The sequence below is a fragment of the Jannaschia pohangensis genome (assembly GCF_900113875.1).
Taxonomy (GTDB): Bacteria; Pseudomonadota; Alphaproteobacteria; order Rhodobacterales; family Rhodobacteraceae; genus Jannaschia; species Jannaschia pohangensis.
Genome location: NZ_FORA01000004.1, coordinates 53,788 through 68,118 on the forward strand (window position 1 = coordinate 53,788; position 14,331 = coordinate 68,118).

The following is a 14,331-nucleotide window of genomic DNA, read 5'->3' on the forward strand; positions in this document are numbered from 1 at the left end:
GTCAGTCTCCCGTTGGCAGGCCGTCCGCTTTCAGACGGTCCCGCAAAACTTCGATTTCTACATCCAGATCGCTGCGGTCCGAAATCAGCAGCGTCTCGCGCTTGGCCTCGATCCCGCGTTGCAGATCGCCCAGAAGGTCCAGGTAATCCGCCTTGGCCTTCGCATCGCGCGTCGCGGCATAAAGGTCGGCGAACTTCACCGTCGCGTCGCGCGCCCCCATCAGGTAGACGCCCAGATACTTGCGCGCCGAGGTCAGGTCGCGCGGATCATCCTCGACCGTGCGGAACATGGCACGTGCCGTCGCGGCCACGCGGGCGACCTGTGCCTCGGCCTCGCGGTCCCTGGCGCGCAACACCGCATCCTGCATGGCGACCAGGTGCTTCTCGGCCTCCTCGATCGACCGGGCGACGCGCTCGGTCTGGAAGGTATCGACCCCTTCCATCCCCTTGTCCGACATCGGGTCCGCCCCGAAGGCCACCAGATGCAACGCCCCCGCCACCACGCCGTAGACCACCGCGGGCAACAGCCCCGCCAAGCCCACCGTCGCGGCCAGCGTCACGCCGACGCCGGTCAGGACCGCCCCGGCGATCTTGCGCGGAAAGGCCGGGCGGCGGGCGATGCGCCGCTCGGCCCAGGCGGCCTCGGCCTTCAATCCCTCGCGGGTCAGCGCCGCACCCCCGAACAGGACCGCACCGGCCAAGAGGTTCACGGCCAGCGCCACGGCCCCGTCCTGAAAGAACGCCGTCACCACGGGCAACACGGCCAGCACCATCAGGATGCTCACCCGCGCGCGCCCCTTCAACGGCCGCTTCAACCCGATCTTGGGGGGCGGCGGGGCCGACTTGTCGACCTTGCCCTCGGGGCTGAACTGACCCCCATAGCGCTGCGCCATGACCTAGAGCCCCCCGCCGTCCAGCACGCCAAGGCCCGCCAGCGTCACAAGCACGCAGAGCGCGGCAAAGGCGATTTTCTGCACCCCGTCAGAACCCATGTGTCATCCCCCGGTCACTCCGGCGCACCGTAAGACAGGTTGCCCGTCCGATGGAACCCCACGCGGCGGCAATCTGCCTAATCCTTGCCCCGAAACAGGCGGTCGTGCGCGTCTTTCGCCTGTGCCAGGTCGCCGCGCCGATCCGCATGCAGCGCGCGCCCCGCCACAACCCCGGGCCGTGCCCCCACCTCGGCCAGCCAGCGGGCCATGTGGGGCTTGTCGTCCAGCGTCTGCTGCTGACCTTCCCACAGCGACGCCCACCCCCAGACGCTCATGTCCGCGATCGAATAGAAATCGCCCGCGACATAGCGGTTGTTCGCCAACTGCCGGTCCAGCACCCCGTAGAGCCGCGCCACCTCATTGCGATAGCGGTCCTTGGCATAGGGCAGGTCATTGGGCGGATCCATCGCGGGCGCATACTTGAGGAAATGATGCGCCTGACCCGCCATGGGCCCCAGGCCGCCCATCTGCCACATCAGCCATTGATCCACCGCGATCCGCTCCCGTTCGGTCGCACCACAGAACCGCCCCGTCTTGCGCGCCAGATACTGGAGGATCGCGCCGCTCTCGAAAATGGCGATCGGCGCGCCGTCGGGGCCGTCCGGGTCGACGATGGCGGGCATCCGGTTGTTGGGGCTGATGGCCAGGAACTCCGGCTTGAACTGGTCGCCCGCGCCGATGTTCACCAGGTGAACCTCATAGGGCAGCCCGAACTCCTCCAGCGCGATGGACACCTTCCAGCCATTCGGTGTGGGCCAGAAATACAGATCGATGGGGTCCGACATGGGCGCGCTCCTTTTGCTCGGGGTCCACCTTTCGCAGGATCGCCTGCGCACACAAGGGCCGCTCACGCCGTCTTGACCGCGCTTTCCCCCCGCGCTACGCCCACCCCCGAGGGGATTTGAGCCAGCTTGCGGCCCTCGTTAAACAAACCGCTAAATCGGTCCGGGGTCAGCCCCCTCTCCGAATATCTGGTGCGTCAATTCCGGTCCCTGAAGGAGGCCCGCCATGAAAGATTCCGCGTCGCGCGCACATAAATCCCGCACCCTCGCCGTCCACGCAGGCACCCGGCGCAGCCAATACGGCGAGGTTTCCGAAGCGATGTTCCTGACCCAGGGCTTCGTCTACGACACCGCCGAAGCGGCCGAAGCGCGCTTTCTCGACGGGGGCCGCGAAGATTTCATCTACGCCCGCTACGGCAACCCCACCGTCGCCATGTTCGAAGACCGGATCGCCGCCATCGAGGGCACCGAAGACGCCTTCGCGACCGCGTCCGGCATGGCCGCCGTCAACGGCGCGATGATGTCGCTGCTTCGGGCCGGGGATCACGTGGTCGCCGCCCGCGCGCTCTTCGGCTCCTGCCTCTATATCCTCGAGGACGTGCTGCGCCGCTTCGGGGTCGAGGTGACGATCATCGACGGCACCGACCTCGACGCCTGGCGCAGCGCGCTGCGCCCTGACACCAAGGTCGCCTTCTTCGAAACGATGTCGAACCCCACGCTGGAATTGATCGACATCCGCGCCGTGGCCGACCTCGCCCATGCCGTCGGGGCCACGGTCGTCGTCGACAATGTCTTCGCCACGCCCACCTATTCGCGCGCCCTCGATCTGGGCGCCGACGTCATCGTCTATTCGACCACCAAGCACATCGACGGGCAGGGGCGCTGTCTGGGCGGTGTCATCTGCGGGACGACCGAATACATCCGCAAGGTGGCCGAGCCGTATCTCAAACACACCGGCGGCTCCATGTCGCCCTTCAACGCCTGGGTCATGCTCAAGGGGCTGGAGCATATGGACCTGCGCGTCCATGCCCAGACCGAGACGGCCGACCGCATCGCCCGCGCCCTTGACGGCCATGCCAAGCTGACCCGCGTGCTCTATCCGCACCTTGCCGGGCATCCGCAGCACGACCTCGCCCTGCGCCAGATGGAGCGTGGCGGCACCATGCTGGCCTTCGATCTGGGCAGCAAGGAGGCCGCCTATCGCTTCCTCAATGCGCTGGAAATCATCATCATTTCCAACAACCTGGGCGACGCGAAATCCATTGCGACGCCACCCTACACGACGACCCACCAACGCCTGCCCGAGGCTCAGAAAGCCGCGCTCGGCATCACCCCCGGCCTGATCCGCCTGTCCTGCGGCCTGGAAGATCCCGACGACCTGCTGGCCGACATCCTGCGCGCCCTCGACCATGCCTGACCGGCAGGGACCAAGGCCGATGACCGCACGGACCCGCCGCACAATTGCGGCGCGCCGGAGCGGCAGGAGGGCCAATGCGACCCCGCCGTCGCTCGGCACCCGGATGCCCGACGTCTCCCCAGCATTCGCCGGATACGCCAAGGTCGCCGTGTCGACGGTGTTCGCCAGAGGTGACATCTCAACCGCATCTACGGCATTCGCCGTATCCGCCGCGCCGGCGACATCGGCCCCGTCCACCGGCCGGACACCGACCACGGCAAGCCCCGCGACCCTCGCACAGGCCGCATCGGCCGGGGTCTCCGCACAGGCGGTTTTCACCGACCCTCTCGTGGCCGCCTCCGCCACCAAGGTCGCTATGCCCGCCGCGTTCCCGTCACGCGCCGTCATCCCGGCAATCCGATCCATCGGAAGCGCCGCCCTGTCAGGCCGGGTCCTCCGCGCGCCAGAGCAGACCCATGCGTGAGGTCCGCCCCTGCCGACCGGACGACCTCCCACAGCTCGCCACAATATTCTGGCGTGGCGTCCACGAAGGGGCCGCGCCGCGTTACACGCCCGCGCAGCGCCGCGCGTGGCTTCCCGCGCCGCCCGCGCCCGAGGCCTTCGCCAAGCGACTGTCCGACCAGACCGTGTTCGTCGCCGAAGAGGCCGGGACCGTCACCGGCTTCATGACCCTGCGCGCCGATGGCACCCTCGACCTCGCCTATGTCCTGCCCGAAGTGCGCGGCTCCGGCACCGCCGATGCCTTGCTGGCGATGCTCGAAAACGCGGCACTGGCGCGGGGCACGACCCGTTTGACCACCCGCGCCAGCGCGATGGCTCAACCGTTCTTCGCCCGCCACGGCTGGCAGGTCGTGGCCCCCGCGCCGCAGCTGCGCGATGGCGTCACGATTCCGGCGGCTGACATGGCCCGCGATCTGAATTGCCCTGTCCTGACCTCCGCATCCGAAATCCTCTGCGCGCCATCCTGACGGCGAACGATTACGATCCGGTTAAGGCGCGCCGTTTGTCTGTACGGGGGGTGTACGGGGGGCGTACCGGGGGTGACACGGGTTTTGCCCTTGCCGGACAGCCCTGCGACGACCCCCGGCACAGTCGCCAAGATTTATTTTGATCGTCCTTGATCTCGCCCCCGAACGTGCCACCTATGGGCTCCATGCGAGAACCGAAGGGAGGGGCGAAATGAACGTCCACGCACCGGACATTGACCGCCACCCGACCGAGGCCGAGGCTCAGGCCGCGCTCGATCTTCTTCGTCGCTACGCCGCCAGCGGCACCGAGCCGACGGTGAATATCTATCCGGACTTGTCAGCGGTTTACCCGACGCACGTCACCGACGAGGCGTATCGTGCCACGCTGCCCGACCTGCAGAACGGGCCTGCCAGTCTGATCCGTGGCGCCGACCGCCGCATTCAGCATGTGGGCATCTCGAACTTCCGCCTGCCGATGCAGATCGCCACCCGGAATGGCGCGCACCTGGCCGAGGTCTCCGTGACCGGCACCGTGAGCCTCGAGGCCGGGAAGAAGGGCATCAACATGTCCCGCATCATGCGCTCCTTCTACATCCACGCCGAAGCCCATGTGGGCTTCGACGTCGTCGACGCCGCTCTTGACGATTACCTGAACGATCTCAACAGTTTCGACGCGCGTCTTCTGCTGCGGTTCTCCCTGCCGCTTCAGGTGAAAAGCCTGCGCTCGGGTCTGACGGGATGGCAGTATTACGACATCGCGATGGAAGTGATCCAGACCGGCGAAACCCGCCGTCGCATCCTCCACCTCGACTACGTCTATTCGTCGACCTGCCCCTGCTCGCTGGAACTGTCCGAGCATGCCCGCCGCACCCGGGGCCAACTCGCCACGCCGCATTCGCAGCGCTCGGTCGCGCGAATGTCCGCGGAAGTTCAGGGGGATGTGACGGTCGAGGACATCATCGACATGGCCCGCGCCCAGGTCCCGACCGAGACGCAGGTGATGGTCAAGCGCGAGGACGAGCAGGCCTTTGCCGAACTCAACGCCGCCCATCCGATCTTCGTCGAAGACGCCGCGCGCCTCTTTGCGGAAGGTCTCGAAGACCTTGAGGGCATTGGCGATTTCCGCGTCGTGGCCAGCCACCAGGAAAGCCTGCACAGCCACGATGCCGTGTCGGTCCTGACCCACGGCGACCTCTTCGCTTCCGAAACCCTCGAGCCGCGCCTCTTCGGCACCCTCGTCCACGCCGGTTGACACCGCACCCCGCACAGGTCTAGCCAATCCGTGCGGGGTCGCGAGCACCCCATCAGGCCTCGGCCCAAGCGTCGCATCCTTGTTACCGTTCATTCGGAGGATGCCTCATGGCCCACCTTTCCACGTCGTCCAAGTCCCTTTCCGCCCATCTTCACCTGCCGGATGCGCCGCAGATCCTCGATCTGCGCGACCCCGCAGATGCCGCGGCCGATCCGCGCCGCATCCCCGGTGCGCGCCCGACCACCCTGGCCGAACTCGAGGCGTCGGACATTGCGTCCGGGAGTTTCGTCTGCGTCTGTCAAAAGGGCGGCAAATTCAGTCAGTTGGCCGCCGCCATCCTGCGCAGCACTGGGGCATCGGCGCAGTCGATGGACGGGGGACATCTTGCCTGGATCGCGGCCGATCTGCCGCTGGTGGCATCGGGTCGTCTTGCGGAGCAGTGGGTTCTGCCGACCGACCCGACCTGGGATGAACTGACCTCCCTCTGGGTTCTGCGTCGGTTCATCGACCGGCTCGCCCCGGTCATGCCGGTGACCCGGGACTGGCTGGACCAGTCCGCAGACGTCTGGAAGGCGCGCATTGTGCCGAACGAACCGTGCGACTTAGCGTCAGTTGCCCAACTCTCACATCCTCTCCTTGACGTTCTGAAGGGCGGCTCTGACCGATTAATCGCGGGACGTCTGACCCGGATCACTACGCCCCTGGATGCGCTGGACCTCGTCGACGACTGGCTTGCCGGAGAAGCGGCATGACCCCCTCATGGGCCGAAATGGGGCGCGTTTTCGGGCGTATCGGTCTTCTGTCCTTCGGTGGGCCCGCGGCCCAGATCGCGTTGATGCACCGCGAACTGGTGGAAACCCGCGACTGGCTGGAGGAGGAGACGTTCCTGCGCGGCCTGGGCTTCTGCACCCTTCTGCCCGGACCCGAGGCGATGCAGCTGGCGACCTTCGCGGGCTGGCGTCTGCGCGGCACGGCTGGCGGGCTGCTGGCGGGTTTGCTTTTCGTGATCCCGGGCGCGTTGTGCATCATGGCCCTGTCGGCGCTTTACCTCGCCTATGGTCGCCTGCCTCTGGTCGAGGCTGCGTTTCTCGGCATCAAGGCCGCGACCCTCGCCATCGTCGCGGGCGCCTTGTGGAAGTTGCGCGCCAAGGCCCTGCGCGGCCCCCTTCCCATCGCGGTGGCCCTGGCCGCTTTTGTTGCGCTCTTCTTCCTGGCCCTTCCATTCTGGGCCGTCCTGCTGGCAGCGCTCGTTTTGGGGGCTGCCGTGCCCGAGGGCCGCCATGTCGCGGTGCCCGCCGCGCCACCCGCCAGAACCGGGCAGACTGTCGTGCTCTGGCTCATCATCTGGTGGGCCCCGCTTCTGACGCTGATCGCCTTCGCCCCAAGGTCCGCGCCCGCCGAGGCGGGGCTGTTCTTCAGCTGGCTCGCCACGGTCAGTTTCGGCGGCGCCTATGCCGTATTGGCCGCGCTGGCGCAGACAGCGGTCGAGACGCAGGGCTGGCTTACACCGGACCAGATGGTCGATGGCCTGGGCCTTGCTGAAACCACGCCCGGCCCGCTGATCCTGGTGACGGTGTTCACCGCATGGCTCGGCGGCGCGCAGGTCGGCACAGGCACGGCAATCGCCACGGCCGTCGTGACGCTCTGGGCGACGTTTGTGCCCTGTTTTCTCTGGATTTTCGCGGGCGCTCCGCATCTGGAGCGGCTGACCGCCATGCCCCGGCTTCGCGGCGCTTTGGCAATGGTCTCGGCGGCGGTGGCGGGTGTGATCGCGAACCTGTCGCTGTGGTTCGCGGTCCACGTCCTGTTCGCGCGCGTCACGGACAGCCGCCCGCCCGTCCCTGACTGGAGCAGCCTCGACCCCGTGGCTTTGGCCCTCGCCGTCTTGGCAGCGGTCTGGTTGCTGGTGCTCAGGCGTGGCGTGCTGGAAACACTGGCGCTGGCCGCCCTCGGCGGAGCGGGGGTCGCGCTGTTCTGAAGCGACCGATCTGGCTAAACGAGAAACGCTCTAGACGGCGTCGCGCAGGGCGCTTGCCACGTCTTCGACCACCCTGTCCAAAAGCTCCGGGTCTTCGCATTCCGCCATGACCCGGATCAACGGCTCGGTCCCCGACGCCCGGATCAGCAGGCGGCCCTTGCCGGCCAGCTGGCCCTCGGCTTCGGCGATGGCGGCCTTCACCGACGCTGCGTCCAACGGCCGGGCCCCCGCAGCATAGCGCACGTTATCAAGACGTTGCGGGACGCGCTCGAAGGATTGCATCAGGTCGGCAGCCGATTTCCCGGTCCGCACCATCTCGGCCAGAAACTGCAACCCGGCGATCAACCCGTCGCCCGTGGTGGCATAGTCGGTCATGACGATATGGCCCGATTGCTCGCCGCCCAGGTTGAACCCCCCGGCGCGCATCGCCTCGACCACATAGCGGTCGCCGACCTTGGTCCGGTGCAGCGCCAGGCCCTGACGTTGCAGATACCGCTCCAGCCCCAGGTTCGACATCACCGTCGCGACAAGGGTACCACCGCGCAACCGGTTTTCGCCGGCCCACCGGGTCGCGAAGAGGGCCATCAGCTGATCGCCGTCCGCCAACTGCCCCTGCGCATCCAGGATCATGACGCGGTCCGCGTCACCATCCAGGGCGATGCCCACGTCCGCGCCATGTGCGACAACCGCCTGCGCGCAGGTATCGGTGTGGGTCGAGCCACAGTCGAGGTTGATGTTGCGCCCGTTCGGGTTGACCCCGACGGGGATCACGGTCGCGCCCAGTTCCGCCAGAACGTCTGGCGCCGCGCGATAGGCCGCCCCGTTGGCGCAATCGATCACCACCTTCAGCCCTTCCAGCGTCATGCCCGTCGGGATCGTCGTCTTGGCGTATTCGACATAGCGCCCGCGCCCGTCGTCGATGCGCTTGGCCCGCCCGATATTGGGCGCGTCGGCAAGATGCACGCCGGCATCGACCATGCGCGAAATCTCGGCTTCGGCCTCATCGCTCAGCTTGAAGCCGTCGGGGCCGAAGAACTTGATCCCATTGTCATCCGCCGGGTTGTGGCTGGCCGAAATCATCACGCCCAGGTCGGCGCGCATCGACCGCGCCAGAAGGCCCACGGCAGGCGTCGGCACCGGCCCGAGCAGCAGGACATTCATCCCCGTGCTGGTCAGCCCCGCCGTCAGCGCGTTTTCGAGCATATAGCCCGACTGCCGCGTGTCCTTGCCGATGACGACGCGGTGCGCAGCCATTCCCGTGCCCTCGCGGCGAAAGTAGCGACCCGCCGCCGCGCCGAGGCGCAGCGCCATTTCGGCGGTCATGTTGCCTTGATTGGCGCGTCCCCGCACGCCGTCAGTGCCAAACAGGCCCATTCCAATCCCCCGTTTCCCGCCAGAGCGCGAGGCCCTGCGCCACCTCGGCCACGTCATGGACCCGGTGCATCTGGATGCCTTGTGCCACGGCGGCGAGGGTGACCGCCAGTGTTCCCGGCATCCGGTCGGCGGCGGTCACGGCCCCGCCGATATCGCCGATGAACCGCTTGCGCGATGCACCCAGAAGGATGGGGACGCCAAGGCCGTGGAACAGGCCGATCCGGCGCAGCAGGGCCAGGTTATGGGCTTGCGTCTTGCCGAAACCGATGCCCGGGTCCGCGATGATCCGCGCGCGCGGGATGCCCGCCGCCTCTGCCGCCGCGATCCGTTCGGCCAGCGCGTCGAAGACATCGAGCACGACGTCGTCGTAAGCGGGATTGTCCTGCATCGTCTGTGGCGTGCCCACGCTGTGCATCAGGCAGATCGGCGCGTTCGCCCGTGCCACCGCCTCTGCCATCGCCGGGTCGTGGGTCATGGCCGAGACGTCGTTGACCAAAGCCGCCCCCGCCTCCAGCGCCGCCCGCGCGACGTCCGCCTTGCGCGTGTCGATGGAGAGTTTGCGTCCCTTGAGCGCCGTCAGAACCGGCAGGACCCGGGCCGCCTCCTCCTCCGGCGACACCTCCTCTGCGCCGGGACGGGTGCTTTCGCCGCCGATATCCAGCAGGTCAGCGGCGGCCATGGCGCGCGCGCGGTCAAGTGCGGCTTCGGGGGTCAGGAACAGCCCGCCGTCCGAAAAGCTGTCGGGTGTGACGTTCAGGATGCCCATAATGCGGGGGCGGTCGAAGGTCAGCCCCGCGATGTCGGGGCGGGCTGCGGTCAGCGGGGTCAGATCGGCGTCGCTCAGACGTCCGACGGGGACGATCTCGGGCGCGGCTTGACGGGTCAGGACAGCGACGCGGTCGAACCGCAGCCAGCCAGCCGCGAGGCGGGGGCCGTCCGCATCCGGTCGGGGCAGGGGCATAAGGTAGCGCATCAGATGTCGGCGATTGTCCGGGCGCTGCGCTCGGGCACGGGGCCTGCACCCGGGTCGTGCGGCGTGACCAATTCGACGGCATGGAAGGTTTCCGCGAACCAGCGGGCAAGTGTCAGCGGTGCTTCGTCGGTCGGGCCATGTGTCGCGTCGAGGACCAGGCGGGAGGGGGCCCAGACGGTCAGGCCGCCCCGTCGCATCGACCAGTCCAGTTCGGTCCGGCTGTCGACGACAACGCAGCGCCGGTCGCGTGCGGCCAGCCGCCATGCGGCCTGCTCCACCGCCAGAAGGGAGACGCGGCGCTGCGCCATGGGGTTGGCTGCAGAGGGCGGGGTGAAATCCGGCGTGGCGATGAGGACCGTGGGCGCCGTATCCGCCGAGAGCCGGTCGAGAAGCGCAGAGAGGCCGTCGTCATCCTGAGCGCCCTTTGCCAGAAGGATGACGCGCGGTCGGGGGGCGTCCTTGGCCACGGCGATGGCGGGTGCCGCCGTGCGGGCGCGCACGATCTCGACCCCCAGGACATGCGGACCCCGGTCCAGCTTTTCGATCCGGACGAAGACGCGCGCGACCCGGTCGTGGAGCAGGACCCGCGCTGCCAGACGTTCGGCCAGGGTTTCCAGAAGGTTGAGGCGCTCGGCCTCCATCTCGACGTCGATGGCCTCGATCAGGGTGTCATAGCTCAGGATGCCGTCCACGTCGTCCGACAGGATGGCTTCGGTGTCGGGCGTCACCTCGGCGACGATATCGAACCGCAGACGTTGGCGCACCCCGCGCTCCTGCTGGAAGGCACCGATCTCGACCTCGCGCAGGTGTTCGCGCAGGGAGATGCGGTCAAGCGGCAGGCCGGTCGCGCGCGCCCGGTCGAGCGGGGCCGCAAAGGCGAGGCGCAGGGCCTCCTGATCGGGGGATGGCATCGGGCTGGACATCGCGGACCTCGGCACGGCTCAGGGCGTGTCCCCTGAAACCATGCGGACCCGGTCTGATAAAGACCCCTGTCCGGCGCATCGGGGCAGAATGCGACATTCCTGCCGGTCAATCGCCGTCCGGCCCGGTCAGGCGCCCGGGATCTGCCGATAGAAGATGTGCCGCCCCACCTTTGCGGTGCGCGGATAGACGGCCGCCCAATAGGGGTTCACGTAGTCGGCGTGGTAGTGAGTCGCCCGCCCGGTCAGCACCCGTGGCTGACCATCCAGCAGTCTGCGCGCGATCCTGTCGGCCTGGTCCCAGGCGGCCTGTTCGGTCACCACCTCGGGGATGCCGTCACAGGTATAGCTGAACTGGCAGGCGTGGATGCGCCCTGTCCCCTGGTTGACCACATCGCAGACCGTGTCGGGGTAATTCTGCGCGTCGACCCGGTTCAGGATGACTTCGGCAACGGCGACCTGTCCGTCCAACGGCTCGCCCCGGGCCTCGAAATAGATCGCCTCGGTCAGGCAGCCTAGGGCGCCGCGGCCCGGTTCGGTGGACCGTGCGGGGAGAGCCGCGTCGTTTCGGGCAGCGGGGCCGCGCAACAGGTCGGATCTGCGCAGCGTGCCTTGGGCCGACAGCGGTCGTGCGCCCGACACCTGCGGAGCCGCGCCGGTCGACAGGGCCGCGCGCGCTCCGAAGAGTTGCACCGCGGGGCCACCGAAGGTGGACGCCCCGATCGATTGCGCCGCCGCCGGGACGGCAAGCGCAAGAATGAACCATGCGACGGCCAACATGACCGTCACCCTGAGATGTCGCATCCGGACCTCACCGTTTGCTGGATTGCCTTTGGTCTACCGACCAACCGTTACGGGGGGGTAAACTTCCCGACGATTTCTCGACCAGATGTTCGGCCTCTTGGATTGCGGCAACCGCCTCCGCTACGGCAGATCCATCGCCATCTGTGCCTTGAGCCGGATTGCGCCGGTCCCTCGGCCACCCGTGCGCGTCAATCCGCCGGATGACCGCCTTTGGGACCGCCCAACAACGTCGCCTGCGCCGCAGCCAGTTTGGCGACCGGCACCCGGAAGGGCGAGCAACTGACGTAGTCGAAGCCCGCCAGACGACAGAATGCGATCGATTCGGGGTTGCCCCCATGTTCGCCGCACAGGGCCAAGGTGACGTTCGCGCGTGCCTTGCGGCCCCGCTGTGCGCCAAGCAGCAGCAGTTCTCCGACGCCGTCGACGTCCAGCGTCCGGAACGGGTCTTCGGGATAGACCCCCTCGTTCACGTATGCCGACATGAAGCGGCCCGCATCGTCACGCGACAGGCCATAGGTCATCTGCGTCAGGTCGTTCGTCCCGAAGCTGAGGAAAGCCGAGGTTTCGGCGATTTCCCCGGCGCGGAGTGCTGCGCGCGGCGTCTCGACCATGACGCCGACGCGGTAGTCGAAGTCTTGCCCCGTCTCTTCGCGCACGGCGGTGGCGATGGCGTCAATGCGACGCTTGACCAGTTCGACCTCCCGTCGGGCGGTGACCAGCGGGATCATGATCTCGGGCATGGTCTGCGCGCCGGCGGCCCGGGCGGCAACGGTCGCCTCGAAGATCGCCCGGGCCTGCATTTCATAGATTTCCGGCAGCGCGATCCCAAGTCGGACGCCGCGCATGCCGAGCATCGGATTGTATTCCTGCATCGCCTCGATTCGGGCTTTCACCTCCGACAGGGGCCGGTCGAGGGCCTCGGCCAGGGCGCGGATCCCTTCGTTCTCGGAGGGGAGGAATTCGTGAAGCGGCGGATCGAGCAGACGGATGCAGACCGGCAGGCCGGACATGAGTTGGAACAGTTCGGTGAAATCGTCGCGCTGCATCGGCAAGAGGCGTTCCAGAGCTGCCGCACGGTCCGAGGGGGTTTCGGCAAAGATCATTTCGCGCATGACGGTCAGGCGACCGCTGTCGAAGAACATGTGCTCGGTCCGGCAAAGACCGATGCCGTCGACCCCGAAGGTCCGCGACAGGGTCGCGTCGGCAACCGTGTCGGCGTTGGCCCGCACGCCGATGTCGCGCACGTCGTCGGACCATTTCATCAGGTCCCCGAAGGCGCCGTCGATCGCGGGTTCCTGAGTGGCGACCGCCCCGGCCAGAACCTCCCCCGAGGAGCCGTCGACCGTGATCTCGTCGCCTTCCCTAAGGATCGTGCCGTCGGGCAGGGTCACACGCCGCTTGGTGCCGCTGATCCGCAGGCCGGTCGCGCCGGTCACGCAAGGCAGGCCAAGGCCGCGCGCGATCACGGCGGCATGGCTTGTCGAGCCGCCCCGTTCGGTCAGGACGGCCTGGGCCGCGTGCATGCCGCGCACGTCATCGGGCGTGGTTTCGCGGCGGACAAGGATGCAGGCCTCGTCGCGCGATTGCGACGCCTGGGCGGCGGCGCTGTCGAAGACGATCTTGCCTACGGCGGCCCCGGGCGAGGCGGCGATGCCACGGACAAGGACCGTTCGCTTGGCGCGTGGGTCGATCTGGCGGTGCAGAAGATGGCTCAGCGTGCCGGGGGCGACCCGCAGCAGCGCCTCGGACCGCGGGATCACGCCGTCGCGAGCCAGGGACGCGGCAATCGCCACCGAGGCGCGCGCCTCGCGGGGGCAGCGCACGGCGTCGAGGATGGCGAGGCGGCCCTGGTCGATGGTGAATTCGACCTGCATTTCTTCGCGCAGACGTTTGCGGCAGGCCTCTCCGACCTCCAGCAATTCGCGGTACACCTCGGGCAGCAGATCCTGCAGCGAGGGGCCGCGCGCGTCGCGGGTCAGATAGATGGCCTTGTCACGGTCGATCAGGGCATCGCGGCCCATGGCCTGCCCCAGATAGCGCCCGGTGACCTGCGGCTCACCCGTGTTGGGGTTCACGAATTGCACGATTCCCGAACCGGATTGGCCGGGCCCCATGCCCTGCGCCATTCGTTGGACCACCAAGCCCAGACCGGCATCGGCGGGCGCGCCCTGGGCTTGACGCAAGAGCCGGGCGGACGTCCCTTCCCAGGCCCGCGCCATGGATCGCAGGACGGCGGCCAGCTGGTCGGTGATGGCCTGGGGGAAGGGGTCGTCAACCTCGGCCTCGAATATTTCGCGTGCTTCCAGAGGGGTTTGCGCCTCAAGGAACGGTTCTTCGTCGAGGCGCATGACGTCGATGGCGAAAGAGCGGATGAAGCGCAGGTAGAGTTTGTCTGCGGCGACGTCGCCCAAAGTATTGGACAGCCAGGCGTGCGCCTTGTCGTTCATCCCGATGTTCAGAACGGCATTCGGGCCGCCCCAATCCGCCGTTTCGGACGACGACCGCAGGGACAAAAGCATCGGTTGACCGTCGAAAAGCGAGATCAACGTGGCCAGGTCCGGCATCTTTCCGTCGGCGATATCGCGCACGGTCCTGAAGGGCAAGGCAACGGTTTGGGGCACGGGAAGACCCATGCGAATAAGGCGTTGCAGGCACTTGGCACGGTTGCCATGCCGCGTGACCTTGATGTCAGCGGTGGGCGTGACTTCGATGAAGCCGGGTGTGTCGAGCATGACCTGCGCCTCGCCATTGTGCAGTTGCAGCATCGCACATTGTTGCGGCGCAGCATAGCGACATTTACACCTCAGACACTAAGACTTCGTTTCCGTCGCGCCAGCCGGGAGTTCACAACCCTTTTGAGCCTGTTGCCGGG

Annotated in this window: 13 protein-coding genes and 1 riboswitch; of the genes, 6 read left to right on the top strand and 7 right to left on the bottom strand. The window is 67.6% G+C overall.

The window, feature by feature from the left end; translation table 11 throughout:
• Window position 1 precedes the first annotated feature (1 nt).
• Window positions 2-892 (bottom strand): 5-bromo-4-chloroindolyl phosphate hydrolysis family protein, encoded by an 891-nt coding sequence (locus BM002_RS14055; protein ID WP_092782447.1) that lies wholly within the window; start codon window positions 890-892, stop codon window positions 2-4.
• Window positions 893-1,068: 176 nt separating this feature from the next.
• Window positions 1,069-1,776, bottom strand: coding sequence for a glutathione S-transferase N-terminal domain-containing protein (locus BM002_RS14060; protein ID WP_092782450.1), 708 nt, complete (start codon window positions 1,774-1,776; stop codon window positions 1,069-1,071).
• Between the two features lie 98 nt (window positions 1,777-1,874).
• A riboswitch (SAM riboswitch) is annotated at window positions 1,875-1,951 on the top strand.
• Between the two features lie 48 nt (window positions 1,952-1,999).
• Between BM002_RS14060 and metZ the strand changes: the two genes are divergently transcribed.
• The 6 genes from metZ to chrA all read left to right on the top strand — a co-directional run bounded on the left by metZ (window position 2,000) and on the right by chrA (window position 7,388).
• Complete coding sequence (metZ, locus tag BM002_RS14065) at window positions 2,000-3,190, top strand: O-succinylhomoserine sulfhydrylase (protein ID WP_092782453.1); 1,191 nt, start codon at window positions 2,000-2,002, stop codon at window positions 3,188-3,190.
• Between the two features lie 103 nt (window positions 3,191-3,293).
• On the top strand, window positions 3,294-3,653 hold the full coding sequence (locus tag BM002_RS19160) for a hypothetical protein (protein ID WP_175484907.1): 360 nt from the start codon (window positions 3,294-3,296) through the stop codon (window positions 3,651-3,653).
• Entirely contained in the window at window positions 3,646-4,158 is a 513-nt protein-coding gene (locus tag BM002_RS19165; protein ID WP_139212382.1) for a GNAT family N-acetyltransferase, read from the top strand. The genes BM002_RS19160 and BM002_RS19165 overlap by 8 nt, the downstream gene beginning before the upstream one ends.
• A 211-nt stretch (window positions 4,159-4,369) precedes the next feature.
• The gene (gene folE2 / locus BM002_RS14075; RefSeq protein ID WP_092782459.1) at window positions 4,370-5,410 is read left to right on the top strand and encodes a GTP cyclohydrolase FolE2; all 1,041 of its coding nucleotides are present in this window, start codon (window positions 4,370-4,372) and stop codon (window positions 5,408-5,410) included.
• A gap of 107 nt (window positions 5,411-5,517) precedes the next feature.
• Window positions 5,518-6,162 carry a rhodanese-like domain-containing protein gene (locus BM002_RS14080; RefSeq protein WP_092782463.1) on the top strand — a complete coding sequence of 215 codons (645 nt, stop codon included), beginning with the start codon at window positions 5,518-5,520 and terminating at the stop codon, window positions 6,160-6,162.
• A complete protein-coding gene (gene chrA / locus BM002_RS14085; protein ID WP_092782466.1) occupies window positions 6,159-7,388 on the top strand; it encodes a chromate efflux transporter in 1,230 nt (409 codons plus the stop codon). The genes BM002_RS14080 and chrA overlap by 4 nt, the downstream gene beginning before the upstream one ends.
• A gap of 30 nt (window positions 7,389-7,418) precedes the next feature.
• Here chrA and glmM read toward each other — a convergent pair whose 3' ends face one another.
• The 5 genes from glmM to BM002_RS14110 form a co-directional block, all read right to left on the bottom strand.
• Entirely contained in the window at window positions 7,419-8,768 is a 1,350-nt protein-coding gene (glmM, locus tag BM002_RS14090) for a phosphoglucosamine mutase (RefSeq protein ID WP_092783251.1), read from the bottom strand.
• Complete coding sequence (folP, locus tag BM002_RS14095) at window positions 8,743-9,735, bottom strand: dihydropteroate synthase (protein WP_092782469.1); 993 nt, start codon at window positions 9,733-9,735, stop codon at window positions 8,743-8,745. The genes glmM and folP overlap by 26 nt, the downstream gene beginning before the upstream one ends.
• On the bottom strand, window positions 9,735-10,646 hold the full coding sequence (locus BM002_RS14100) for a dihydroneopterin aldolase (RefSeq protein ID WP_092782472.1): 912 nt from the start codon (window positions 10,644-10,646) through the stop codon (window positions 9,735-9,737). Before BM002_RS14100 ends, folP begins: the two co-directional genes overlap by 1 nt.
• A gap of 138 nt (window positions 10,647-10,784) precedes the next feature.
• On the bottom strand, window positions 10,785-11,435 hold the full coding sequence (locus tag BM002_RS14105) for a cell wall hydrolase (protein WP_092782475.1): 651 nt from the start codon (window positions 11,433-11,435) through the stop codon (window positions 10,785-10,787).
• Between the two features lie 212 nt (window positions 11,436-11,647).
• Window positions 11,648-14,224, bottom strand: coding sequence for a putative PEP-binding protein (locus BM002_RS14110; RefSeq protein ID WP_245749268.1), 2,577 nt, complete (start codon window positions 14,222-14,224; stop codon window positions 11,648-11,650).
• Window positions 14,225-14,331: the final 107 nt, after the last annotated feature.

Excerpts from the sequence above, each read along its gene's own strand:
- folE2 (WP_092782459.1), top strand. The coding sequence starts at position 4,370 with ATGAACGTCCACGCACCGGACATTGACCGCCACCCGACCGAGGCCGAG.
- chrA (WP_092782466.1), top strand. The coding sequence starts at position 6,159 with ATGACCCCCTCATGGGCCGAAATGGGGCGCGTTTTCGGGCGTATCGGT.
- BM002_RS19160 (WP_175484907.1), top strand. The coding sequence starts at position 3,294 with ATGCCCGACGTCTCCCCAGCATTCGCCGGATACGCCAAGGTCGCCGTG.
- BM002_RS14055 (WP_092782447.1), bottom strand. The coding sequence starts at position 892 with ATGGCGCAGCGCTATGGGGGTCAGTTCAGCCCCGAGGGCAAGGTCGAC.
- BM002_RS14110 (WP_245749268.1), bottom strand. The coding sequence starts at position 14,224 with ATGCTGCAACTGCACAATGGCGAGGCGCAGGTCATGCTCGACACACCC.
- BM002_RS14100 (WP_092782472.1), bottom strand. The coding sequence starts at position 10,646 with ATGCCATCCCCCGATCAGGAGGCCCTGCGCCTCGCCTTTGCGGCCCCG.
- BM002_RS14080 (WP_092782463.1), top strand. The coding sequence starts at position 5,518 with ATGGCCCACCTTTCCACGTCGTCCAAGTCCCTTTCCGCCCATCTTCAC.
- BM002_RS14105 (WP_092782475.1), bottom strand. The coding sequence starts at position 11,435 with ATGTTGGCCGTCGCATGGTTCATTCTTGCGCTTGCCGTCCCGGCGGCG.
- BM002_RS19165 (WP_139212382.1), top strand. The coding sequence starts at position 3,646 with ATGCGTGAGGTCCGCCCCTGCCGACCGGACGACCTCCCACAGCTCGCC.
- metZ (WP_092782453.1), top strand. The coding sequence starts at position 2,000 with ATGAAAGATTCCGCGTCGCGCGCACATAAATCCCGCACCCTCGCCGTC.
- BM002_RS14060 (WP_092782450.1), bottom strand. The coding sequence starts at position 1,776 with ATGTCGGACCCCATCGATCTGTATTTCTGGCCCACACCGAATGGCTGG.
- folP (WP_092782469.1), bottom strand. The coding sequence starts at position 9,735 with ATGCGCTACCTTATGCCCCTGCCCCGACCGGATGCGGACGGCCCCCGC.